This window comes from Streptomyces sp. NPDC018031 (genome assembly GCF_044327625.1).
GTDB lineage: Bacteria > Actinomycetota > Actinomycetes > Streptomycetales > Streptomycetaceae > Streptomyces.
On sequence record NZ_JBIRFT010000004.1, the window covers coordinates 378,206 to 400,823 of the forward strand.

General features: G+C 70.8%; 16 protein-coding genes. 5 read left to right on the top strand and 11 right to left on the bottom strand.

All coding sequences use genetic code 11. From position 1 onward, the window contains the following. Nucleotides 1–255 precede the first annotated feature (255 nt). The 3 genes from ACH4B3_RS13945 to ACH4B3_RS13955 all read left to right on the top strand — a co-directional run bounded on the left by ACH4B3_RS13945 (nucleotide 256) and on the right by ACH4B3_RS13955 (nucleotide 3,287). The gene (locus ACH4B3_RS13945; RefSeq protein WP_398463045.1) at nucleotides 256–1,368 is read left to right on the top strand and encodes a ParA family protein; all 1,113 of its coding nucleotides are present in this window, start codon (nucleotides 256–258) and stop codon (nucleotides 1,366–1,368) included. Next, nucleotides 1,365–2,489: a ParB/RepB/Spo0J family partition protein gene (locus ACH4B3_RS13950; protein WP_398463046.1), complete on the top strand. Its 1,125-nt coding sequence runs from the start codon at nucleotides 1,365–1,367 to the stop codon at nucleotides 2,487–2,489. The genes ACH4B3_RS13945 and ACH4B3_RS13950 overlap by 4 nt, the downstream gene beginning before the upstream one ends. 180 nt (nucleotides 2,490–2,669) lie before the next feature. Beyond that, nucleotides 2,670–3,287, top strand: coding sequence for a GNAT family N-acetyltransferase (locus ACH4B3_RS13955; RefSeq protein ID WP_398463047.1), 618 nt, complete (start codon nucleotides 2,670–2,672; stop codon nucleotides 3,285–3,287). 99 nt (nucleotides 3,288–3,386) lie between these two features. On the opposite strand, the gene trxA is transcribed toward ACH4B3_RS13955, so the two are convergent. The 7 genes from trxA to ACH4B3_RS13990 all read right to left on the bottom strand — a co-directional run bounded on the left by trxA (nucleotide 3,387) and on the right by ACH4B3_RS13990 (nucleotide 13,507). Next, nucleotides 3,387–3,713, bottom strand: a complete 327-nt coding sequence (gene trxA / locus ACH4B3_RS13960; RefSeq protein ID WP_398463048.1) for a thioredoxin — start codon at nucleotides 3,711–3,713, stop codon at nucleotides 3,387–3,389. Between the two features lie 42 nt (nucleotides 3,714–3,755). After that, a complete protein-coding gene (trxB, locus tag ACH4B3_RS13965) occupies nucleotides 3,756–4,706 on the bottom strand; it encodes a thioredoxin-disulfide reductase (RefSeq protein ID WP_398463049.1) in 951 nt (316 codons plus the stop codon). Nucleotides 4,707–4,937: 231 nt separating this feature from the next. Then, nucleotides 4,938–5,969, bottom strand: coding sequence for a hypothetical protein (locus ACH4B3_RS13970; protein WP_398463050.1), 1,032 nt, complete (start codon nucleotides 5,967–5,969; stop codon nucleotides 4,938–4,940). Continuing rightward, nucleotides 5,966–6,655, bottom strand: coding sequence for an RNA polymerase sigma factor SigM (gene sigM, locus ACH4B3_RS13975; protein ID WP_398463051.1), 690 nt, complete (start codon nucleotides 6,653–6,655; stop codon nucleotides 5,966–5,968). The genes ACH4B3_RS13970 and sigM overlap by 4 nt, the downstream gene beginning before the upstream one ends. Before the next feature lie 30 nt (nucleotides 6,656–6,685). Continuing rightward, nucleotides 6,686–8,428: a protein kinase family protein gene (locus ACH4B3_RS13980; protein WP_398463052.1), complete on the bottom strand. Its 1,743-nt coding sequence runs from the start codon at nucleotides 8,426–8,428 to the stop codon at nucleotides 6,686–6,688. A 113-nt stretch (nucleotides 8,429–8,541) separates the two neighbouring features. Then, nucleotides 8,542–11,097: a murein biosynthesis integral membrane protein MurJ gene (murJ, locus tag ACH4B3_RS13985; protein WP_398463053.1), complete on the bottom strand. Its 2,556-nt coding sequence runs from the start codon at nucleotides 11,095–11,097 to the stop codon at nucleotides 8,542–8,544. A gap of 46 nt (nucleotides 11,098–11,143) precedes the next feature. Then, nucleotides 11,144–13,507: a DUF6049 family protein gene (locus ACH4B3_RS13990; protein ID WP_398463054.1), complete on the bottom strand. Its 2,364-nt coding sequence runs from the start codon at nucleotides 13,505–13,507 to the stop codon at nucleotides 11,144–11,146. 210 nt (nucleotides 13,508–13,717) lie between these two features. Here ACH4B3_RS13990 and ACH4B3_RS13995 point away from each other — a divergent pair, with 210 nt between their 5' ends. Then, nucleotides 13,718–15,208, top strand: a complete 1,491-nt coding sequence (locus tag ACH4B3_RS13995) for a CCA tRNA nucleotidyltransferase (RefSeq protein ID WP_398463055.1) — start codon at nucleotides 13,718–13,720, stop codon at nucleotides 15,206–15,208. Nucleotides 15,209–15,351: 143 nt separating this feature from the next. Here ACH4B3_RS13995 and ACH4B3_RS14000 read toward each other — a convergent pair whose 3' ends face one another. The 4 genes from ACH4B3_RS14000 to ACH4B3_RS14015 all read right to left on the bottom strand — a co-directional run bounded on the left by ACH4B3_RS14000 (nucleotide 15,352) and on the right by ACH4B3_RS14015 (nucleotide 19,137). Continuing rightward, nucleotides 15,352–15,798, bottom strand: coding sequence for a hypothetical protein (locus tag ACH4B3_RS14000; RefSeq protein WP_398463056.1), 447 nt, complete (start codon nucleotides 15,796–15,798; stop codon nucleotides 15,352–15,354). A gap of 121 nt (nucleotides 15,799–15,919) precedes the next feature. Further along, nucleotides 15,920–17,188 (bottom strand): MFS transporter, encoded by a 1,269-nt coding sequence (locus ACH4B3_RS14005; protein ID WP_398463057.1) that lies wholly within the window; start codon nucleotides 17,186–17,188, stop codon nucleotides 15,920–15,922. 116 nt (nucleotides 17,189–17,304) lie between these two features. Further along, a complete protein-coding gene (locus tag ACH4B3_RS14010; RefSeq protein ID WP_398463058.1) occupies nucleotides 17,305–18,387 on the bottom strand; it encodes an inositol-3-phosphate synthase in 1,083 nt (360 codons plus the stop codon). Between the two features lie 51 nt (nucleotides 18,388–18,438). After that, nucleotides 18,439–19,137: a PadR family transcriptional regulator gene (locus ACH4B3_RS14015; RefSeq protein ID WP_398463059.1), complete on the bottom strand. Its 699-nt coding sequence runs from the start codon at nucleotides 19,135–19,137 to the stop codon at nucleotides 18,439–18,441. Nucleotides 19,138–19,493: 356 nt separating this feature from the next. Here ACH4B3_RS14015 and ACH4B3_RS14020 point away from each other — a divergent pair, with 356 nt between their 5' ends. After that, entirely contained in the window at nucleotides 19,494–22,208 is a 2,715-nt protein-coding gene (locus ACH4B3_RS14020; RefSeq protein WP_398463060.1) for a transglycosylase domain-containing protein, read from the top strand. The last annotated feature ends 410 nt before the right edge of the window (nucleotides 22,209–22,618 follow it).

Here is a 22,618-nt window from a genome sequence, read left to right on the forward strand (position 1 = left end):
CCGGCCGCGCCGGCTCGGTGCGGTGATCAAACCGGGGCAGTGCTCCATACAAGCTGTCAAAACTATGCATTTCGGAGTGTCGCCGCGGCTGCCCGGGGGTCCCCGTGCATGGTGTTTCACGTGAAACGCCGTTCTCTGCTGCATGGAATCATCAGCCGAGGTCGTGCGGCTGCCGCTCCGCGCGACCCCCGTCCCCGTCCGGATGTGGATTCATCCACAGGAGAACGGGCCTCGCTGGTTCACAACCCCGAAAGCATGGCAGGCTCTGTTCATTGCGAGCCTGAAGTCGAGGAGAGTGAATCCTTGCGGTCCGACGCCAACATCGCGGGGCCGATGACCGATCCGGTCCCCGGCCCCCGTACCGAATCGCCGGGGGAGGACGTTTCTCCCGCCATGCCCCCCGCTTACGGGCAGGAAGGGCACACCGAGACCCCACCTCCGATGGACGACGCCCCCGTCGGCAGAGCCGCCCAGGCGGCGGTGCAGGCGATGGGCCGGGCCAGGGAGGGTCTGCCCCGGCCGGACCAGACCCGGGTGATCGTGGTCGCCAACCAGAAGGGCGGCGTCGGGAAGACCACCACCACGGTCAACCTGGCCGCCTCGCTGGCGCTGCACGGCGGCCGGGTCCTGGTGATCGACCTCGACCCCCAGGGAAACGCCTCGACCGCGCTGGGCATCGACCACCATGCCGAGGTGCCGTCGATCTACGACGTCCTGGTGGACAGCAAGCCGCTCTCCGACATCGTGCAGCCGGTGCCGGACGTGGAGGGGCTGTTCTGCGCTCCGGCCACCATCGACCTGGCCGGTGCGGAGATCGAGCTGGTGTCGCTGGTCGCCCGGGAGAGTCGGCTGCAGCGCGCCATCCAGGCCTATGAGCAGCCACTGGACTACATCCTCATCGACTGTCCGCCCTCACTGGGGCTGCTGACCGTCAACGCCCTCGTCGCGGGGGCGGAGGTCCTGATCCCCATCCAGTGCGAGTACTACGCCCTGGAGGGGCTCGGTCAGCTGCTGCGCAACGTCGACCTGGTGCGCGGCCACCTCAACCCCAAGCTGCACGTCTCCACCATTCTGCTGACCATGTACGACGGTCGGACCCGGCTCGCCTCCCAGGTGGCGGACGAAGTGCGCAGCCACTTCGGCAACGAGGTGCTGCGCACCAGCATCCCGCGGTCGGTACGCATCTCCGAGGCACCCAGCTACGGGCAGACGGTCCTCACCTACGACCCGGGCTCCAGTGGCTCGCTCTCCTATCTGGAGGCGGCCCGCGAGATCGCGCTCCGCGGGGTCGGAGTCCACTACGACGGTCAGCATGCGCATGTGCTGCCCGCGAACAACCAGCACAGCATGCAGGAGGGGATCCAGTGAGCGAGCGACGGAGAGGTCTGGGTCGTGGGCTGGGTGCGCTGATTCCCCCAGCGCCCAAGTCCGCGGATGCCGCCGGCCCGGCGGTGACGGCAGGAGCGACCTCGCCCAGCGCGGTACCGGTCTTCACCGCCGAACGGGGAGTAGCGGCCGCCCGGGTGGCCGCCCTTCCGGGGCACGGCGTTTCACGTGAAACAGAGCCGGCGCCGGTGGAGCCGGAGGTACCCGCCCCGGCCGCGGTGACCACGGAGGAGGCGCCTGCCGGGGCGCACTTCGCCGAGTTGCCGCTGGACGCGATCACCCCGAACCCTCGTCAGCCGCGGGAGGTGTTCGACGAGGACGCCCTGGCCGAGCTGGTCACCTCCATCCAGGAGGTCGGACTCCTCCAGCCTGTGGTCGTCCGGCAGTTGGGGCCCGAGCGCTACGAGCTCATCATGGGCGAGCGTCGCTGGCGCGCCTGCCGTGAGGCGGGACTGGAGAAGATCCCGTCGATCGTCCGGGCCACCGACGACGAGAAGCTGCTGCTGGACGCGCTGCTGGAGAACCTGCACCGCGCGCAGTTGAACCCGCTGGAAGAGGCGGCCGCCTACGACCAGCTGCTGAAGGACTTCAACTGCACCCATGACGAGCTGGCGGACCGGATCGGCCGTTCCCGCCCGCAGGTCTCCAACACCCTCCGGCTGCTGAAGCTCTCGCCTTCGGTGCAGCGGCGGGTGGCGGCCGGTGTTCTTTCCGCCGGACACGCCCGCGCCCTGCTGTCGGTGGATGACGCCGAGGAGCAGGACCGGCTGGCGCACCGCATCGTGGCCGAGGGACTCTCGGTGCGTGCGGTGGAGGAGATCGTGACCCTGATGGGCTCGCGGTCGAGCAGCTCCCCCAAGGCGAAGGGCCCCCGGGCAGGGGCCCGTCTCTCGCCGGCGCTGACCGACCTCGCCTCGCGGCTCTCCGACCGCTTCGAAACCCGGGTGAAGGTCGACCTGGGGCAGAAGAAGGGAAAGATCGTCGTCGAGTTCGCCTCGATAGAGGATCTCGAAAGGATCCTCGGCACGCTGGCACCCGAGGAGGGGCCCGTGCTGGAGCAGAAGCTCTCCGAGGAGGCGGAGCGGGCCGAGAACGACGAGTAGCCGCACCTGGTGACCGAGAGCGGGTCGATGTTCCGGCAGTACCGGAGCACGACCCGCTTTCTTTCCTCCATGGTTCCCCGGTGGCGGTATCGGCGTGGGTTCCGCGCCGTTAGCATGCGATCAGATCGGGCGCATCAGCCGCGACACCATGGCTGGTGAGAGAAGTAAGGGACGGGCTGTATGGGGCGCCGACTCGCACCGCTCACGCTGGACAACCTTCCGGACATCCCCAAGCGCTGTCGTTCGTGTGTCTTCTGGGAACTCGACCCGGTCAGCGGTGAGGCCGCCGTGCGGGCCGGGCGCCCGGAGCTGGAGAAGGAAGCCTGGATCTCCGGGGTCCTGCTGGAGTGGGGGTCCTGCGGACGGGTCGTCTATGTGGACGAGGTGCCGGTGGGCTTCGTGCTCTACGCCCCGCCCGCGTATGTGCCCCGGTCCACGGCGTTCCCGACCAGCCCGGTGGCGGCGGACGCGGTGCAGTTGATGACGGCCTGGCTGATGCCCGACTATCAGGGGCAGGGCCTGGGGCGGGTCATGGTGCAGACGGTGGCGAAGGACCTGCTGCGGCGCGGCGTCCGGGCGATCGAGGCCTTCGGGGACGCCACCTGGAAGGAACCGGCGTGCGTACTGCCCGCCGATCACCTGCTGGCCGTGGGATTCAAGACCGTGCGCCATCACCCGCGCTATCCGCGGCTGAGGCTGGAGCTGCGCACCACGATCTCCTGGAAGGAGGACGTCGAGCTGGCGCTGGACAGGCTGCTCGGCGCGGTCCAGAAGGAACCGGCTCTCCGTCCGCTGTGAACGTGGAGCGGGCCCGCCCCCGTGATGGGGGCGGGCCCGCTCCAGGTGGAATCGCCGGGGGGTTTCACGTGGAACCCCGCGCGTTCGCCACAGCCGGTCTCAGGCGAGGAAGTCGGCCAGGTCCCGCTCGATGGCGGCCTTGGGCTTGGCACCGACGATGGTCTTGGCCACCTCGCCACCCTGGTAGACGTTGAGGGTGGGGATCGACATCACGCCGTACTTGGCGGCGGTGGCCGGGTTCTCGTCGATGTTCAGCTTGGCGATCACGATCTCGTCGTGCTCGGCCGCGATCGCCTCCAGCGACGGAGCGATCTGGCGGCACGGACCGCACCAGGCGGCCCAGAAGTCGACGAGCACCGGCTTGTCGCTCTTGAGGACCTTCTCCTCGAAGTCGGCGTCCGTCACGGTAACCGTGGCACCGGCCATGGCAGTCTCCTTAATCCGATGATGCAGGGGGCAGGGCAGTGGTCAGGCGGCGCTCTCGCCGTCGGCGAGAGCCGCGAGGTGCCGCTCGGCGTCCAGCGCGGCGGAGCAGCCGGTGCCGGCGGCGGTGATCGCCTGGCGGTAGGTGTGGTCCACCACGTCACCCGCGGCGAAGACACCGGTGATGTTGGTCCGGGTGGACGGAGCCTCCACCTTCAGGTAGCCCTCGTCGTCGAGCTCGAGCTGGCCCTTGAACAGCTCGGTGCGAGGGTCGTGGCCGATCGCGATGAACAGGCCGGTCACCGCCAGCTTCGAGGTCTCCCCCGACTGCACGTTGCGCAGGGTGAGACCGGAAAGCTTGCCGTCGCCGTGCAGTTCGGCGACCTCGCTGTCCCAGATGAAGGAGATCTTGGGGTCGGCGAAGGCCCGCTCCTGCATGGCCTTGCTGGCCCGCAGCGAGTCGCGGCGGTGCACGATGGTGACCGACTTGGCGAAGCGCGACAGGAAGGTCGCCTCCTCCATGGCGGTGTCGCCGCCGCCGATCACGGCGATGTCCTGGTCCTTGAAGAAGAAGCCGTCGCAGGTGGCGCACCAGGAGACACCGCGGCCGGAGAGCTCGTCCTCACGCGGCAGCCCGAGCTTGCGGTGCTGGGAACCGGTGGTGACGATCACCGCCTTGGCGCGGTGGATGGTGCCGGCGGAGTCGGTGACGGTCTTGATCTCCTCGGAGAGGTCGACCGCCACCACGTCGTCCGGGACGAGCTCGGCACCGAAGCGCTCGGCCTGGGCCCGCATGTTGTCCATGAGGTCCGGGCCCATGATGCCGTCACGGAAACCGGGGAAGTTCTCCACGTCGGTGGTGTTCATGAGCGCACCACCAGCCGTCACGGAGCCCTCGAAGACCAGGGGCTTCAGGGCGGCGCGGGCCGTGTAGAGCGCGGCCGTGTAGCCCGCGGGCCCGGAACCGATGATGATCACGTTGCGGACGTCGCTCACTGATGTCTTCCTTGTCTCTGCTGACGGTGACGGTCGGGGAGGCTCATCCCACCCAACGGATCCTACGGGCCAAGCATTCCCGAGGCGCCCGGCGCCCGGCGCGTGGCTCGGCCGGATGGCGCCCGATCGGGCCGCGTCGGACCGGGCAACCCTGCCGTCAGAGGGCGGCCGTGCCGGGCCGGGCGCGCCGCGGCGTCGCCGGGCGCGCGGTACGCCGGCCCGGGGCGCGGCTCAGTCCCGGGAGTAGGTGCGGGTGAGCAACTGGGTGCCGGCTGCCGGCGGGGCCGCGGTGGTGCAGGAGGCATCGATCACGAAGGCGTCGACCAGAGAGCTGTCGGCGGGGTGCGGCAGCACGACGATGAAGACCTCGGTGCCGTCGTAGACGCTCTGCTCGGCGGCGATGGGGGTCTCGGACCGGCCGGTGCCGGCCTGGACGCAGGAGGGGACCTGTCCCTCTTCCGGGGCCCGCAACGGGGTGCTGCCGGTGGTCCCCTCCGGGGCCGTCCCGCTCGCCGGCGGCTCGCCGAAGGTCTTGTCCCGCTGCTCCGGCCGCCCGTCGTCGAGAAGGGAACGGACCCGCCCCTCCAGCTCGGAAGCCGCGAGCGAGCGCTTGGTGTCGGTGCCGCCGGCCGCCGCCTGCTGCGCGGAGGCCGGCGAGTCGTCGTCGACTCCGGAGGACTGCACGAGGAAGGTGCCCAGGCCGATCACGGCCGCGGCGCACGCCGTGCCGAGCAGTACCCGGGGCCAGCGGCGTGCACCCTCCCGGCCCCCGCCGCGGCGGGGGGTCTTCCGCCCGGGCCCGGTGGCCGCACGCGGTCGGCCCGCCGGCCGGTCGGCGGACCGGCCGGCCGGCGGGCTCGCCGCACCGGGCTCGGCAGCGATCCCCGCGTCCGCCTCCACGGTGTCGAACGATGTTTCACGTGAAACGGCGGGGTCCCCGGGGGCCGCGTCCGCCGTCTCCCCGTCCAGGGGCCCGGCGCCGAAGGCCCGGGGGCCGCCGGGGGCGGTGGCGTCCAGGAGTGCCTCGGCGGCGAGCGCGGCGTCGATCCGGCCCGCGATGTCGGCAGGCATCCGGACCGGACCGGGGAGGGTTCCCAGCAGTGACCGGATCTCCTCGAGGGAGGTGCGGACGTCGGCACACAACGGACAGTCGTCCAGGTGGCGACGGAGTGTACGGCTGCGATCGAGGGGCAGAAGGCCCTCGGCGAGTGCCGAGATCTCCGCGACCTCCGGGTGCTCGTCCGAGCTGGTCGTGGATGTCACGCCCTTCCACCTCCGCCCTTCACGGCATCTGCGTCGTTCGGTCCTGCCGCCGGTGGGACGGATGTCCCCTGCGTCCGGTTCCTTCCCCCGGCCGGTGGTCCGTTATCCCCTCTCGAGGGGTGGAGATGTGACAGAAGTGGCTGCAACCGGGCTCTGCCCCGGGCGCACCGGCTCTTCACGGTGCCGGTGGGCACACCGAGCATCTCGGCGGCCTCGGCCACCGGGTAGCCCTGCATGTCGACGAGCACCAGGGCGGCCCGCTGCTCCGCGGGGAGGGAGCCCAGCGCCTGGATCAGCTGGCGGTGCAGATCGCCGCGCTCGGCGGGCGCGGCGGCCGACTCATGGGGTTCGAGGAGCTGCTCCAGCCGTTCGGTCTCGGCGACCGGGGAAGTGCGGCGGGAGGCGGTCTTGCGGGCCCGGTCCAGGCAGGCGTTGACAGTGATGCGATGGAGCCAGGTGGTGACGGCGGACTGGCCGCGGAAGGTGTGCGCGGCCCGGTAGGCGGAGACCAGCGCGTCCTGGACCGCGTCCGCGGCCTCCTCGCGGTCGCCGAGGGTGCGGAGCGCCACCGCCCAGAGCCGGTCGCGGTGGCGCCGGACTATCTCGGCGAAGGCGTCGGGGTCGCCCTCCACATGGCGCGCGAGAAGCTCGGCGTCGCTCGCCTCGGCGACTGCGCCGTCGTCCAACGTCCGGTCCCTCCCACCCACCCGGCCGGCTCAGCCGGTGAACTTCACTTCGGTGATCGCCTGCTTGTAGGGCTTCTCGTAGTACTGCTCAGGCGGAGATTCCGGCAGCGCGGTGAGCCAGACGAGTACGTACCGCGTCTTCTCCTCGCCGGTGACCTTCAGTTTGGCGGTGGTGTCGGTCGTCTTCGTGGGGCCGAGCAGCCGGGTGAACCCTCCGACGGGGTCTCCGGACGAGCCGGAGGGGCTGAGCGAGTCCGTGGCGTACAGCGCGATCTCGGTGTAGGTGCCGGAGGTGCCGGGATAGCGCAGCCCGATCTCGGCGCCGCTGATCCGCCGCTCCTCGCCGAGGTCGTAGACGATGCCCACGCCCTTCTTGACGCTCGGGGCGAACTCCGGCCCGTCGAGGAAGCCACTGGTGCGCCAGACCGTCGAGGTGTCGCCGTCATGGGTGAGCGGGGCGGTGTCGGCGTTCTGCGGCGTGCCGTCCGGGTAGTACTCGGCCGCGTCCTCGATCGCGAGCGGCTTGCTCGGCGGCGGCTTGGGCTTGTCGTCCTTGTCCTTCTGCTCGGAGTGGTCCGAGCCCCCGGAACGGGACTCCTCCTTCAGCAGGGTGTCGGCCAGCTGCCAGCTGCCCAGTCCGAGCGCGGCGATGAGCAGGGCGGAGACCGCCCACTTGAGCGCTTTCCCGGTGCGGCTCTGGAGCGGGGGCGGCGGAGGAACCGGCGCCGGGGCGACCGGGCCGGGGTGGCCGGGCCGGTTCGGGGGCTGCCCGTAGGCGCCCGGCCGGTAACCGCCGGGCTGGAACGCCTCCGGTGGGGTGAACGCCGGCTCCGGCGGGCGGATGCGCGGCATGGCGGAGACCGCCTTGGCCAGCTCCTCCGGAGTGGTGCAGGGGGGCTCCTGCCGGGAGGCGGTGGCCCCGTCGTTCACCAGGGCCCGCATCGCCAGATCCGACAGGCCCCGGTGCACCCCGGCCCGCACCTGGTCGGGCGCGATCAGCCCGACGCCCTTGGGCAGGCCGGCGAGCCCGTAGGCATCGGTCTCGTACGGCCAGCGCTGGGTGAGCGCGGCGTAGAGCAGGGCACCGATCGCCTCGGTGTCGGAGCGCTGCGGCTTGTCGGCGGAGATACCGCGGAGCGCGGCCATGACGGCGAGGCCGCGGATGCGGTACTGGCCGGATTCGGTGCGCAGCACCGAGCCGGGGTTGAGACGCAGGTGCGCCAGGCCTTCCCGGTGGGCGGCGGCCATCGCCTGGGAGACCTGGCTCACCAGCTGGTACGCCTCGTGTGCCTCCAGCGGCCCGCCGGCCAGCACGGCGGCGAGCTCGGTGGCGTCGGGGAGCCACTCGTGGACCACGTAGACGAGGTCGTTCTCCTCGACCGCGTCCAGTACCTGGACGAAACGCGGGTCACCGAGCAGCGCGGCCGAGCGGGCCGCCGCGAGCACCGGCCGGGCGCGGGAATGGTCCGCGGGCAGCACATGGACGCCCACCGCCCGGCGCAGCTTCTCGTCGACCGCCCGCCAGCTGCTGAAACCGTCCAGGCGGGTGACGCACTCCTCGAGTCGGTACCGTCTGGCCAGTTTGTGGCCGCTGTGCAGTTCCGGGGGGCTCGCTTTGGCAGCGGCGCTCTCGTTCCGAGTCGCGTCCGTGTCCTCGCGGGCCGTCTTCTCGGTTCCCGCCCCGTCGGTCGTGGCCTTTTCCGCATCGGCGGCCGACGGCTTGTCGCCGTCGTCATCGGCCACGTCGACGGCAGCCGTGCTCCGTTCCGCCACCGTCGCTCCCTGCCTCCCCATCCGTCTGTCGCCCTGGCTCAGAGCCAAGACAATTGTGCCCGCAGTCCGCCGCTATGCACGACACGTGATGGCGGATGATGGTTGCGCTCTGCTCACCTGCCGAGACGTCCGCGGACCATACCAACCATGGCGGTGAGTTCGTCGATCCGCATCCGTTTGGCGGCGAGGTAGAACACGCCGATCAGTACCAGGCCGCCGCCGCACAGGGCGCCGAGCGAGCCCGCGATGCCGTTGCCCACGGCGTCGGTGATGAAGTAGGCGGTCGCGCCGCCGAGCACGGCGGCCGGAATGCTCGCGCCCGCCAGACGGGTGTAGGTGCGGACCACCCGGCGTCCGTCGAGGTCGCCGCCGAGCCGGGTCCGCAGCCGTGCCCAGGCGATGCCCACACCGGCGGCGTAGGCGAGGCCGTAGGCCGCCGCCATGCCCACCACGACCCACCTTGCGGGCAGCACCAGGTAGCAGAGCGCGGAGACGGCGGCGTTGACCGCGGCGACGATCACCGTGTTGTAGAAGGGGGTGCGGGTGTCCTCGTAGGCGTAGAAGCCGCGGAGGATCACGTACTGCACCGAGAACGGGATCAGGCCGAGTCCGAAGGCCATCAGGATGTAGCCCATGGACTGGGCGGCCGTGGTGCCGGACGCGCCGAAGAGCAGGGTGCACATGGGGGTGCCGAGGGCGACGAAGCCGAAGGCGATCGGGACCACGGCGACGGCGGAGGTGCGCAGCCCCTGGGAGATGTCGTCGCGGACGGCCCCCGCGTCGCCGTCGTGGGCGGCCCGGGAGATCCGGGGGAGCAGCGCGGCCATCACCGACACCGTGATGATCGCCTGGGGCATGCCCCAGATCAGCTGGGCGCTGGTGTAGCCGATGTAGCCGGTGCCGGGGAAGCCCTTGTTGGCGGCCTCCGCGCCGGCCGAGGTGGCGAGCTGGGTCACCACCACCGCGCCGGCCTGGTTGGCGAGCACGAACAGGACGGTCCACTTGGCGAGCTTCGCGGCCTTGCCCAGGCCGTGACCGCGCCAGTCGAACCGGGGCCGGAAGCGGAAGCCGGACGCCCGCAGATACGGGAACATCGCCAGCGCCTGCACGGCCAGTCCGAGGAGGGTGCCGATGCCCAGCAGCCGGATGCCCTCGGGGGTGATCGTGGTGACGTCCATCTTCGTCTTGCCCCAGCTGCCGAAGACGTAGATGAACAGGCCGAAGGTGGCGATGATGACGATGTTGTTGAGGACCGGGGTCCACATCATGGCGCCGAAGCGGCCCCGGGCGTTGAGGATCTGCCCGACCACCACGTGGAGGCCCATGAAGAAGATGCACGGCAGGCAGTAGCGGGCGAAGGTGACCGCGACCTCGTTGGACGCCTCGTCGCTCGACAGCTCGGGGGAGAGCAGTCCGATCAGCAGCGGGGCGGCGAAGTAGGTCAGCGCCACCAGAACGCCCAGGACCACCATGGTCAGGGTGAGCAGCCGGTTGGCGTAGGCGACGCCCCCGTCGTCGTCCTCCTTCATCGCCCGGACCAGCTGGGGGACGAAGACCGAGTTGAGTCCGCCGCCGATGGTGAGGAAGTAGACCATCGTCGGCAGCGCGTAGGCGACGGTGTAGGCGTCGCCGAGGACCGCCCCGCCGACCGCCGCGATGATCACCATCTGGCGCACGAAGCCGGTGAGCCGGGAGACGAGGGTGCCGGCGGCCATCAGCGCGCTGGACTGCAGCACGCTGGCCGCCCGGGAGCGCTTGGCCGGCCCGGTGGACGATGAGGGGTTGTTCACGGGAGGTGCGGGGGGTGTTGCGGGCGGGCCCGGAGGCGCGGCCGGGCCCGCCGTCTGGGGAGCCGCAGCGGCCCGGGGCGCCTGGGACGGCGGCTCGGCCGGGTACTGCTGCTGGGGATGGTGCTCGTCGAGGTACTGCGGCTGATCGGTGTAGTGCTGCTGCTGATCGGGATAGTGCTGCTGCTGGTCGGTGTAGTGCTGCTGGTGGGGCTGGGTGTACTGCGGCTCCCCGTACTGCTGCGGGGCGTACTGCTGCTGCTGGTAGTGCTGCTGCGGGTAGTGGTCCTGAGCGTACGGCTGCTGGTGCCCCTGGTCCGCGGGGCGCTGCGGCTCGTACGGCTGCTGGTCGCGGAAGAGGTGCGCGAAGGCGTCGTGCTGCGCCGGGGGCTGCTGGCCGCCGGGCGCCCGGCCGACCAGATCGTCCACCCCCAGGTACTGCGTGGCGGCCGGATCGTCACCGTAGGGCAGATGGCGGGAGGGGCCGTCCGGCTCGGGGGCGGGCGTCTGGGCCCACACCCGCGGGTCCGGGCCGTAGGGGGAGGCCGGCGGCTGCTGGTAGAGCGGGGTGTCGTTCCGGTACGCGTCCGGCGCCGGGGGGTGCGCGGACCTGTCGTACAGCGCGTCGGTCAGCGGATCATGGGCGTACGGGTCCTGGTAGGGGTACGGCTCGAAGGACCCGGTGACGTACGGGTCCTGGAGGTAGGGGTCCTGTACGTAGGGCAGCTGCCCGTAGGAGACCTGTCGGGGATCGCCCAGGTACGGGTCGTGCTGATGCGGTTCCGGTGCGTACGGGTTCGGTGGGGCGGGCTGCGGCGGGACCGGGCCTGCCGGGTCTTCGCCCGGGCCATGGCCGCGATCACCGTCGTACGGCGCGTTCATCGCTACCCCACCTCATCGTCTGCGGCCGGTTCGGCCCCACCAGTGCTCAATGGTCCACTTTCTCACCTGAGCCGGATGGCTCAGCGCTTTGCGAACCGGTGTCCGGTGTCGGGTCACTCGGCTGCCCGGGGACGACGGCGTCCGGGGCGGCGTTCTCGTCCGCCTGTTCGCCCATGTCCCCGGCCGGGTCCTCACTCTCCGCCCGCACTCCGTCGCCGTGCTCGCCGCCGTCTTTGTTGCTCTCGTCACTGTGTGCGGCGCGCTTGCGCTGGAGGTAGATCCGGATGCCCGCCAGGACCAGCAGCAGCACGCCGCCGGCGATGACGAGCAGGACCGTCGAGGTGGACTCGGTGACGTTCACCTCGAAGTGCATCTCCCCGCCGTAGGCCTGGCCGTCGGCGGTGTACAGCTGGGCGGTGACCCGGACCCGGCCGTTGGCGTAGGCCGTGGTGCCGAACTTCACCGACTGGCTGTGGCCGCCCTCCACCCGGATCGGCTGCCCCTCCCCCACGGCCAGCCGGTTGCGCTGCGAGGAGACCAGTCTCAGCTCGAGGCCCTTGATGTCCTGCCGCAGGCCGTTCTGCACGGTGACCGGGATGGTGGCGCTGCGCCCGGACAGGGTGATCGTCGACTTGGGGATCAGCCTGACCAGTCCGGTCAGCGACTTGAGGTCGCGCTGCACCGCGTTCCGGAAGTTCTCCGCCTGCCTGCCCTCACCACGCCATGAGGTGGACATGCCCCGCAGGATCGAGGTGCCGTACGGGGTGACCACCCGGTCCCGTACCGAGAGGATCTGCTGGAACTGGTCGAGCGCGGTGTGGGTCTCCTGGACGGTCTTGAAGGCCGAGGCGGGCAGTTCCCTGCCGCGCAGCGCGTCGCTGTACGCCCCCCGGCCCGGTACCCGCTGGGTCGCCGCCGGGTCGGGCTCGGCGGTGGCGGTGGCCCGCAGCTGCTGCGGCTGGGACCAGCGGTTGCCCGACAGGCTCCGCAGCGCGGTCGCCATCGCTTCGACCTGCCGCGCGGTGGGCATGCGCTGGGGCGCGACGAGGATGCTGCGCTGGTTCTCCGGCGCCTGCAGGGTGAGCATTTGCGACTGGGCGAGGAACCACTGGACGGCCAGGGTGCGGCTCTCGGCGGTCGGCATGCCCCGGGAGAAGGCCGTGGAGAGCCGGGCGTCCGCCACCACCGCGGTGTTGCCGCCGCCGATCTGCCGGGCGGCGCTGGGCGTGTAGAGCAGGCCCCCGGTCTCCTGGAGGCTGTCGCTGCGGGCGATCACGTTGCGTGCGCCGGCCGAGGTGGCGACGTCGATGATGGACGGGTCGACCGCGCCGTCCACCGGCCAGGCGAAGTCGGTGCGCGGCGTGATGCCCAGTACCGACTCCACGGTCGTCGAGGCGAGCTCGGTGGCCGTCTGGAGGTGGCTGAGCGCCCCGTGGTTCTTGCCGCGGTGGGCGAGGGAGGCCAGGTCGGGGTCGGCGAAGGGCAGCGCCACCACTTCCTTGCCCTCGATGGCCCGCTGCAGGTCGCCCAGCCACTGCTCGGCGGCCTGCTGGCCCTTGCCGGCGACGGTGTCGTCGCCCTCCCCCCGGACCTCGTAGGGCTTGGTCATCGCGTCCGCGGTGGCGAGCAGGTCGGGATCGATCACCCAGGTGACGGGGAGGTCCTTGCCGAGGGCCACCATCCGCTGGAGCCGCCCGCCGGGGGCCAGCTCGTCCTTGAGGGTGTCGTTGCGGAAGACCGGGCTCTGCTGCTCGTCGGTGCCCGTGCGTGCCGTGAGGTGGGTGGAGGAGACCAGCGGCCACAGGAAGGTGAGCTTGGTCTTCTTCGTCGCGGCGGACGGCTGCCAGGGCAGGAAGGTCCGCTCTATGCCGAGCACCTGGTCCCAGCGCCGCTCGGTCGTCTGCCCGGTGAGGGAGACACCCATCTGGTAGGCGCCGGCGTTCGTCAGGTTCAGCTGCTCCACCGGGACGGAGAGCCGGAAGTCGCGGCTGGCACCGGACCGGAGGGCCCCGATCTCCTTGCTGTACTCGCCACGTATCTCGGTGCCGTCCTGCGCCGGGTCGTAGCCTTTGCGCCGGGCGGCGTCCGCTATCGCGGTCCTGCTGTTCATCCGGGGGCCGACCCGCAGCGCCACATAGGCGTCCTGCACCGTGGAGTCGCCGTCATTGGTGACGGTGCCGCTGACCGTGACGGTGCCGTCGGCGGTCGGGACGGTGGGGGTCACCGTCTTGATCGCGACGTCCACCGTGCGCGAACCGGTGGGCGCGCTATCCGCCCGGGCGCCAGGGGCCGCCGGGAGCTGCGCCAGACCGGCGAGCAGGGGCACCCCGGCGAGTAGCGCCGCGGTCCGTCTGAACCACCGGCGGGCAGGAGCAGAAGGGGTCCCCGGGATCTCTGCCGCCTCGGCCACGCGCTCGCCCGTCCCTCGTCGTCTGTGGTCGTCGTGATGTGCGTCCTCGCATCGTAACGATCCCGGGCGGAGCGGAGTGCTGCGGAGGGTTACACAAGATCGTCACTACCCGGTTGCGACCCACCTGATGATCATTGGGTGATCCGTGGATGACCCCCGGGAGAAGAACGCGGAGGCCGTCCGCCGCAGCTCCACGTACCCTGTTCTGTTGTGCCGAATGCCAACAATGACAGCCTTGCCCCGCAGCCGACCACGGAGCTCAGCCAGGCGCAGCGCCGTGCGGTGAGCGAACTCCTGCGGGTGTCCCCCGTCGCCGACGACCTCGCCCGTCGTTTTCAGGAGGCCGGGTTCACGCTTGCCCTGGTCGGCGGATCCGTGCGCGACGCGCTGCTCGGCAGGCTCGGCAACGATCTGGACTTCACCACGGACGCCCGTCCGGAGGACGTGCTGCGGATCGTGCGTCCGTGGGCCGACGCCCTGTGGGAGGTCGGCATCGCCTTCGGCACGGTCGGCTGCCGGAAGAAGGCCCCGGGCGGGGATGCCGCGGTTCAGGACTATCAGATCGAGATCACGACATATCGGTCGGAAGCGTACGATCGGACCTCCCGCAAGCCGGAGGTCTCCTACGGGGACTCGATCGAGCAGGACCTGGCCCGCCGGGACTTCACCGTCAACGCCATGGCGGTGGCGCTCCCGCAGAAGGAGTTCATCGATCCGCACAACGGGCTGGAGGACCTCGCCGCACGGGTGCTGCGGACGCCCGGCACCCCCGAGGAGTCCTTCTCCGACGATCCGCTGCGGATGATGCGGGCGGCGCGGTTCGCCGCGCAGCTGGACTTCGAGGTGGCGCCCGAGGTGGTCGAGGCGATGACCGCGATGGCCGACCGGATCGACATCGTGTCGGCGGAGCGGGTGCGGGACGAGTTCAACAAGCTGGTGCTCGCCGCGATGCCGCGGAAGGGGCTGAGGCTCCTGGTCGACACCAGGCTGGCGGACCGGGTGCTCCCCGAGCTCCCGGCGCTCCGGCTGGAGCGTGACGAGCACCACCGGCACAAGGACGTCTACGAGCACACGCTGATCGTGCTGGAGCAGGCGATCGGCCTGGAGGACGAGGGCCCGGACTTGGTGCTGCGGCTCGCCGCGCTCCTCCATGACATCGGGAAGCCGAAGACCCGCAGGTTCGAGAAGGACGGCCGGGTCTCCTTCCACCACCACGAGGTGGTGGGCGCCAAGATGACCAAGTTCCGCATGACCAAGCTGAAGTACTCCAACGAGCTGGTGAAGGACGTCTCGCGGCTGGTCGAACTGCACCTGCGGTTCCATGGCTATGGCACCGGAGAGTGGACCGATTCGGCCGTGCGGCGGTATGTGCGGGACGCCGGTCCGCTGCTGGAGCGACTGCACAAGCTGACCCGTTCGGACTGCACCACCCGGAACAAGCGCAAGGCGAACGCGCTGGCCCGGGCCTATGACGGGCTGGAGGAGCGCATCGCGCGGCTCCAGGAGCAGGAGGAGCTGGACGCGATCCGCCCGGATCTGGACGGCAACGAGATCATGGAGATCCTCGGCCTCGGCCCCGGTCCGGAGGTGGGCAAGGCGTACAAGCATCTGCTGGAGCTGCGCCTGGAGCACGGTCCGATGGAGCGTGACGCGGCGGTCGCGGCACTCAAGGAGTGGTGGGCGGAACAGTCCGCGGGCTGACGGGACCCGTCAGCCCCCCGGGGCCGTGTTTCACGTGAAACACGGCCCCGGGAGTGCCCGGCGGACGACCGAGGGCGGTGTTTCACGTGAAACCACGTGGACGCCGCCCTCGGTCGTTCCGGTCGAGGGTCCCCGACGGACGACTACTTCTTCTTGTTGTCACCCAGGCAGAGCGTGAACGAGTCACTGCCTTCTTCCCAGGTGATCGAGGCGACCGCGCCCTCGATGCTCCGCGGGTCACAGGTCAGTGACGCGATGCCGGCGCCATCGGCCTTCTTGAGGACCTTGTACGCGGCCTTGGTGTCGGTGCAGTCGAGCTGCTCGATCTCCGGCTTGGTGGTGGTGCCCTTGTTCTGCAGGCAGTCGCCGACGGCCAGCTTCTTGGTGTCGTCCTCGCTGCCGCCGGCGAAGTAGGCGCCGATGGCTATGGAGACGCCCGCGATCGGCAGGATGACGTTCCTGAAGATCTTCTTCTTCGAGCGGCGGGGCGGCTCCGGGGCCGGCGGGGCGGGGTAGGCGCCCAGCTGGCCCTGGGGAGCGGCGGGCTGCTGAGCGAACGGGTTCTGCCCCTGAGGTGGCGGAGTGGTCACTGATTTCCTTGAGCTGACGAACGAGTGGGTTGCGTGCGTAAGGTACAGCGATCATCAGGCGCCCCATCGGCGGGCCCGCGTGACGTACCGGTGGACCGGGCACGGCGGCGGCCCACCGCCCTTACCGTCGGCGGAAGCCGGTGACCAGCGGGACGGCGGCGTAGACCGCGGTGACCGTCAGGATCAGTGCCACGGACCGCCCGTCCGGGGGCAGTATCAGTGCGGCCACCCCCGCGGCCCCGACGAACCCCACGTTGAACAGCACGTCGTACAGCGAGAAGATGCGCCCCCGGTAGCCGTCGTCCACCGTGGCCTGCACCACGGTGTCGGTGGCGATCTTCCCGCCCTGGGTGGCGAGCCCGAGGACGAAGGCCGCCACCAGCATCGGCGGCGGCTCGAAGGGCAGCCCGAGCCCCGGCACCAGTACCGCCGCTGACGCGGCGCACAGCCCGATCCAGCCGGAGGTGCCGAACCGCCCCACTCCCCATGGGGTGATGACGGCGGCCACGAAGAACCCGGCCCCCGACACGGCCACCGCGAGGCCGAGCAGCGCGAGCCCGTCCGAGCCGGCGTCGGCCCAGGCGTAGCGGCAGAGCATGAGCACCATCACGGTGAGCGCGCCGTAGCAGAACCGCATCATCGTCATGGCCGTCAGGGCGCGGGCGGCCGGCCGGCGGCGGCGCAGATGCCGGAGACCTTCGGCGAGCCCGTGGGCGGTGCTCAGCAGGACCTTCCGCAGCCCCGGGTGGAGTTGGCCCGGGTCGGGGCCCAGCAGGCCGGCCGGCATCCGCAGCGCGGCGAGCGCGGCGACGAGGTAGACGGTGGCGCCGAGCAGCACCGTCAGGGCGTCCGCGGTGCTCTCCTGGGAGGGCGCGGCCAGGCGCAGCAGGAAGGCCAGACCGCCACCCGCGGTGGCCGCCAGGGTGCCCGCGGTCGGCGAGAGCGAGTTGGCCATGACCAGTTGCTCGTCCCCGCGCACCACCCGGGGCAGGGCCGCGGAGAGTCCGGCGAGTACGAACCGGTTGACCGCGGTCACCGACAGCGCGGAGGCGTAGAAGATCCAGTCCGGCACCTGGGCGAGGATCAGCACCGCGGTGCCGGCGGCGAGTCCGCCGCGCAGCAGGTTGCCGTAGAGCAGCACCTGGCGGCGGCGCCAGTGGTCCAGCAGCACTCCGGCGAACGGGCCGAGGAGCGAGTAGGGGAGCAGCAGGACGGCCATCGCGGAGGCGATGGCCGCCGCGGATGTCTCCTTCTCCGGGGAGAAGACCACGTACGCGGCGAGCGCTACCTGGTAGATGCCGTCGGCCATCTGCGAGAGCAGCCGGACGGCGAGCAGACGCCGGAAGTCGCGCAGCCGGAGCAGCACGCGCAGATCACGTACGACGGGCATGGCGCTCAGCCTCACACACCACACAGGCCCCCGGGGGTATGACCCGGGGGCCTGCGATCAGGAAGTGCCGATCGGGGGTGCCGATCAGACGGGGTGGTCGAACGCTGACGGCGTGTTTAGCGCTCGACCTCGCCCTTGATGAACTTCTCGACGTTCTCACGGGCGACGTCGTCGAAGTACTGCACCGGCGGCGACTTCATGAAGTAGGAGGAGGCGGAGAGGATCGGGCCGCCGATACCGCGGTCCTTGGCGATCTTCGCGGCGCGGAGCGCGTCGATGATGACACCCGCGGAGTTCGGGGAGTCCCAGACCTCGAGCTTGTACTCCAGGTTCAGCGGGACGTCGCCGAACGCGCGGCCCTCCAGGCGGACGTAGGCCCACTTGCGGTCGTCCAGCCAGGCCACGTAGTCCGACGGGCCGATGTGGACGTTCTTCTCGCCCAGGTCGCGGTCCGGGATCTGGGAGGTGACGGCCTGCGTCTTGGAGATCTTCTTGGACTCCAGGCGCTCGCGCTCGAGCATGTTCTTGAAGTCCATGTTGCCGCCGACGTTCAGCTGCATGGTGCGGTCCAGGATGACACCCCGGTCCTCGAACAGCTTCGCCATCACGCGGTGCGTGATGGTGGCACCGACCTGCGACTTGATGTCGTCACCGACGATCGGCACACCGGCCTCGGTGAACTTGTCCGCCCACTCCTTGGTGCCGGCGATGAAGACCGGCAGCGCGTTGACGAAGCCGACCTTGGCGTCGATGGCGCACTGGGCGTAGAACTTCGCGGCCTCTTCGGAGCCGACCGGCAGGTAGCAGACCAGGACGTCGACCTGCTTGTCCTTGAGGACCTGGACGACGTCGACCGGCGCCTCGGAGGACTCGTCGATGGTCTGGAGGTAGTACTTGCCCAGACCGTCCAGGGTGTGGCCACGCTGCACCGTGACGCCGGTGTTGGGGACGTCGCAGATCTTGATGGTGTTGTTCTCGCTGGCGCCGATGGCGTCCGCGAGGTCGAGGCCGACCTTCTTCGCGTCGACATCGAAGGCGGCCACGAACTCCACGTCACGGACGTGGTAGTCGCCGAACTGCACGTGCATCAGACCCGGCACGCGGCTGTTCGGGTCGGCGTCCTTGTAGTACTCGACGCCCTGCACCAGCGACGCGGCGCAGTTGCCCACGCCGACGATGGCTACGCGAACCGAACCCATTCCGGTTGCTCCCTGTTCGTACTAGACAGAGTCCTGCGGGGGTGCAGGGACTCACTTGGTGGTGTCATCGGACGGATCCGGCCGGGTACCACCCCGATGCCGGGGCAGGCCGCCCGTGTCTTCTGACCGGTGCTGTCCCCCGGCGCTTTGCCCGGGGGACTCCGGCGCGGCGGGGTCGTTGCGCTGGTCGCGCCCGGCCCGCTCGCTCTCGATCAGCTCGTTCAGCCAGCGGACCTCGCGCTCCACGGACTCCATACCGTGGCGCTGAAGCTCCAGGGTGTAGTCGTCGAGCCGCTCGCGGGTACGGGCCAGTGAGGCACGCATCTTCTCCAGACGCTCCTCCAGGCGGCTGCGCCGCCCTTCCAGTACCCGCATCCGCACATCACGCGAGGTCTGACCGAAGAACGCGAAGCGGACACCGAAGTGCTCGTCCTCCCAGGCGTCCGGGCCGGTGTGGTCGAGCAGCTCCTCGAAGCGCTCTTTCCCCTCGGCCGTCAGCCGGTAGACGATTTTCGCCCGGCGTCCGGAGAGTGATGTCGCGAGGGCGTCCTCCCCCGCGGTGCCCGGTTCTTCGATCAACCAGCCGTTGGCGACCAGCGTCTTCAGGCACGGATACAGGCTGCCGTAGCTGAACGCGCGGAACACCCCGAGCGAGGTGTTGAGGCGTTTCCGCAGCTCATAGCCGTGCATCGGGGACTCGCGCAGCAGGCCGAGGACAGCGAACTCCAGGATGCCGGAGCGTCTGCTCATGCCCCGCCTCCTTGTCGCCTTCGTCGCCTATGCCGAGCTGATGTATCGAGTCGATACATCCAGACGATAGAACGAGCACCCCCCGGGGACAAGAGGGGGCACGGTGAACGGCGTCACATCCAGGATTCGTTGAAGTCAACCTGCCTGATTTGGAGTGAAGATGGCGGGTCGGCGAGTTTTGACCGTGCGTAGTCTGTTCGCCATGCAGACCACCGGGAACCGTGTGACGCCGCCGAGCGTCCTCGTCCTGGATGCAGTGCGCCCGGACGCGGCCAGCGGCGGCGCGCACTTCGGGGGGACCGGAAGTCACCTGCCGCTTTCAGGCGATAGCGCCTGCCCGAGGAGTAGTCGTTCCAATGAGCGAGCACCGTCGCAAGCCACCGCAGCCTCAAGGCGGTGGACGAGCCGCGGCCCGGCGCGCTGCGCAGCAGCCGTCCGGCCGTCGTGCAGCGCCGCCGCACAGCAGCACCGGGTCGGAGGACGCGCCGCACAGTGAGGAGCGCCCGTACGGCGGCCGGGCCGAGGCTCGCCGTGCCGCGCAGCGTGGCGGCCGCCGTCGGGCCGCCGAGCCGGGGGCCGCGGGGGGTGCGGGCCACGGCTCGGCGGGTCACGGCGGTGGCCGCCGCGGCGGGGGCGGCGGCCGCGGCAAGGGAGCCGATGACGGCCGCCCGCCGAAGAAGAAGCGCTTCATCGACTACCCGCGCGCGGGCAAGCGCGGGTTCCGCCGCTGGGTGCCGTCCTGGAAGCTGGTCTCGGGAACGTTCCTGTTCTTCATCGCCCTGCTGGTCGGCGCGGTGGCCATCGGTCTGATGATCGTGAAGGTGCCCATTCCGGCGGAGGCCGCGAAGGTCCAGAAGAACGTCTACTACTGGTCCAACGGCGAGCAGATGGTCGTCGCCGGCGGTGGTGACTACAACCGTCAGATCGTCCCGCTGAGCAAGATCCACAAGTCCATGCAGAACGCGGTGATCGCCGCGGAGAACGCCAGCTTCTACGACGACGCCGGCGTCGACCCGATGGGCATCGCCCGCGCGGTCGTCAACATGGCCAAGGGCGGCGCCACCCAGAGTGGCTCGACCATCACCCAGCAGTACGTGAAGAACACCTACCTGGGCCAGGAGCAGACGCTCAAGCGCAAGGTCACCGAGCTGTTCATCTCGATCAAGGTCGGCGCCACCCAGGACAAGGACGACATCCTCGCCGGGTACCTCAACACCGCGTACTACGGGCGGGGCGCCTACGGCATCCAGGCAGCGGCCCGCGCCTACTACGGCACCGACTCCGACAAGCTCACCCCGAGCCAGAGCGCCTTCCTCGCCGCCACGCTGAACGGCCCGAACCTCTACGACCCGGCCGGCGGCATCGGCTCCGCGGCCACCGCGGAGAAGAACCTGGAACGGGCCAAGAACCGCTGGGAGTGGATCCTCAAGCGGGAGGTCGAGACGGACCGGATGACCGACGCCGAGCGCGACAAGTGGGTCGCCAAGGGTTTCCCCGACCCGCAGCGGCCGAAGCCGGCCACCAACAAGGCCGGCCAGATCGGCTACCTGACCAACCTGGCCGACGAGTACATCATCGAGACGACCGGCATCAGCCGCGGCGAGCTGCACAAGGGCGGCTACCAGATCCACACCACCTTCGACAAGAAGAAGGTCCAGCAGCTGTCGGCCGCGGTCGAGAAGGTGACCAAGGAGAACATCAAGCCGAAGCTGCGCCCGGACACCGACAAGTACGTGCAGTTCGGCGGGGCCTCGGTGGAACCCGGCACCGGGAAGATCGTCGCCGTCTACGGCGGTGAGGACGCGCTGAAGCACTGGAACAACAACGCCGACTACACCGGTGTGCAGGTCGGCTCCACGTTCAAGCCGTTCGTGCTGGCCGCCGCGATGACCGACGGCAAGCGCGACCCGGCGCAGCCCGCGGAGCAGCCCGCGTCCAGCCGGACCAAGGTCTCCCCGGACAGCATCTACAACGGCGACAACAAGCTCACCCTGCGCGAGTTCGACGGCTCCGTCTGGACGGACGAGAACGGCAAGGAGTGGCACCAGAAGAACGACGGGAACGCCGACTACGGGCCGATCGACCTGCGCACCGCCATGCAGGAGTCGGCGAACACCCCGTTCATCCAGCTCGGCATGGACGTCGGGGTGGAGAAGGTGCGCGACGCGGCGGTCCGCGCCGGCCTCGACAAGGACGAGTTCACCTCGCTCACCCCGACCTTCTCGCTGGGCACCTCGGCCCCCAGCGCCATCAACCTGGCCGGCGGCTACGCCACCTTCGCCGCCCGGGGCATGCAGGCCGACCCCTACTCGGTCGAGTCGATCGAGCGGAACGGCGTGCAGATCTGGAAGCACAAGGACAACACGGAGCGGGCCTTCGACACCGCGGTCGCGGACAACGTCACCGACGTGCTGAAGACCGTGGTCGAGGAGGGCACCGGCAAGAACGCCCGGATCGGCCGCCCGGCAGCGGGCAAGACCGGCACCACCGACGACAACAAGTCGGCCTGGTTCTCCGGCTACACCCCGCAGCTGTCCACCGCGATCGGCATGTGGCGGATCGACGACCAGGCCAAGGGCGCGGACAAGAAGTTCCTCCCCATGTACGGCGTGGGCGGTGAGGCGACGATCCACGGCGCCTCGTTCCCCTCCGAGATCTGGGCCGACTACATGAAGGCCGCGATGGAAGGCAAGGAAGCCAAGTCCTTCCCGGAGCCCGACCCGATCGGTGAGGACGTCTACGGCAACGGGGCCAGCCCCGACCCGACCACCGCCCCGCCGACCCAGAAGCCGACGGAGACGCCGTCCACGAAGACGCCGTCCACGACGCCGTCCACCAAGACGCCGTCCACCGAGCCGACCCCGACCGACAGCTGCGACCCGCTGGACCTGGAGTGCCAGGGCGCCGACGGCGGACAGAACGGCGGGCCCGGCGGGGGCGACCCCGGCGGCCACAACGGCGGGCCCGGCGGCGGCCCGGGCGGTGACGAGACCGAAGAACCGACCACCGAACCGCCGACCGACGACAGCGGCGGCTGGTTCGGCGCACCGGCCGGCTACCGCCGGGAGTGACCGGCCGCCGACCCCGCCGGGACACCGGACGCCGGTGACCCACCCTCCGGGACACCGGCCCTCCGGGGCCGGGGCGGACCCGGAACCGACCGCGGCCGCGTGGAGCGCATCTCGCTCCCCGCGGCCGCGGGCGGGGTTGCCCCCCGCCCCGCGCCACCCCCCCCCCCCCGCCCCCGGGGCGGCCCCCCGCCCCCCCCCCCCCCCCCGGGGGGGGGGGGGCCGGCCCCCCGGCCCCGGGGGGCGGGGGGGGGGGGCCGCCCCCCCCCCCCCACGACCGCCCGGCGGCGACCGGGGACGCGGCGGGCCGGCCCCCCGGCCACGGCCCCCGGCCCTGCCGCGGGCCCGGAGGCCCTTTCCCCGGCCGTGAACCGCCGCCCGGGCCGGACCGCCCTCGCCGCCCCGGCGCCGCG

What these genes read in the sequence shown, in the direction of transcription:
- ACH4B3_RS14015 (WP_398463059.1), bottom strand. Translation starts at nt 19,137, where the DNA reads ATGAGCAGACGCTCCGGCATCCTGGAGTTCGCTGTCCTCGGCCTGCTG.
- ACH4B3_RS13945 (WP_398463045.1), top strand. Translation starts at nt 256, where the DNA reads ATGGCAGGCTCTGTTCATTGCGAGCCTGAAGTCGAGGAGAGTGAATCC.
- trxA (WP_398463048.1), bottom strand. Translation starts at nt 3,713, where the DNA reads ATGGCCGGTGCCACGGTTACCGTGACGGACGCCGACTTCGAGGAGAAG.
- ACH4B3_RS14005 (WP_398463057.1), bottom strand. Translation starts at nt 17,188, where the DNA reads ATGCCCGTCGTACGTGATCTGCGCGTGCTGCTCCGGCTGCGCGACTTC.
- ACH4B3_RS14010 (WP_398463058.1), bottom strand. Translation starts at nt 18,387, where the DNA reads ATGGGTTCGGTTCGCGTAGCCATCGTCGGCGTGGGCAACTGCGCCGCG.
- ACH4B3_RS14020 (WP_398463060.1), top strand. Translation starts at nt 19,494, where the DNA reads ATGAGCGAGCACCGTCGCAAGCCACCGCAGCCTCAAGGCGGTGGACGA.
- murJ (WP_398463053.1), bottom strand. Translation starts at nt 11,097, where the DNA reads ATGAACGCGCCGTACGACGGTGATCGCGGCCATGGCCCGGGCGAAGAC.
- ACH4B3_RS13955 (WP_398463047.1), top strand. Translation starts at nt 2,670, where the DNA reads ATGGGGCGCCGACTCGCACCGCTCACGCTGGACAACCTTCCGGACATC.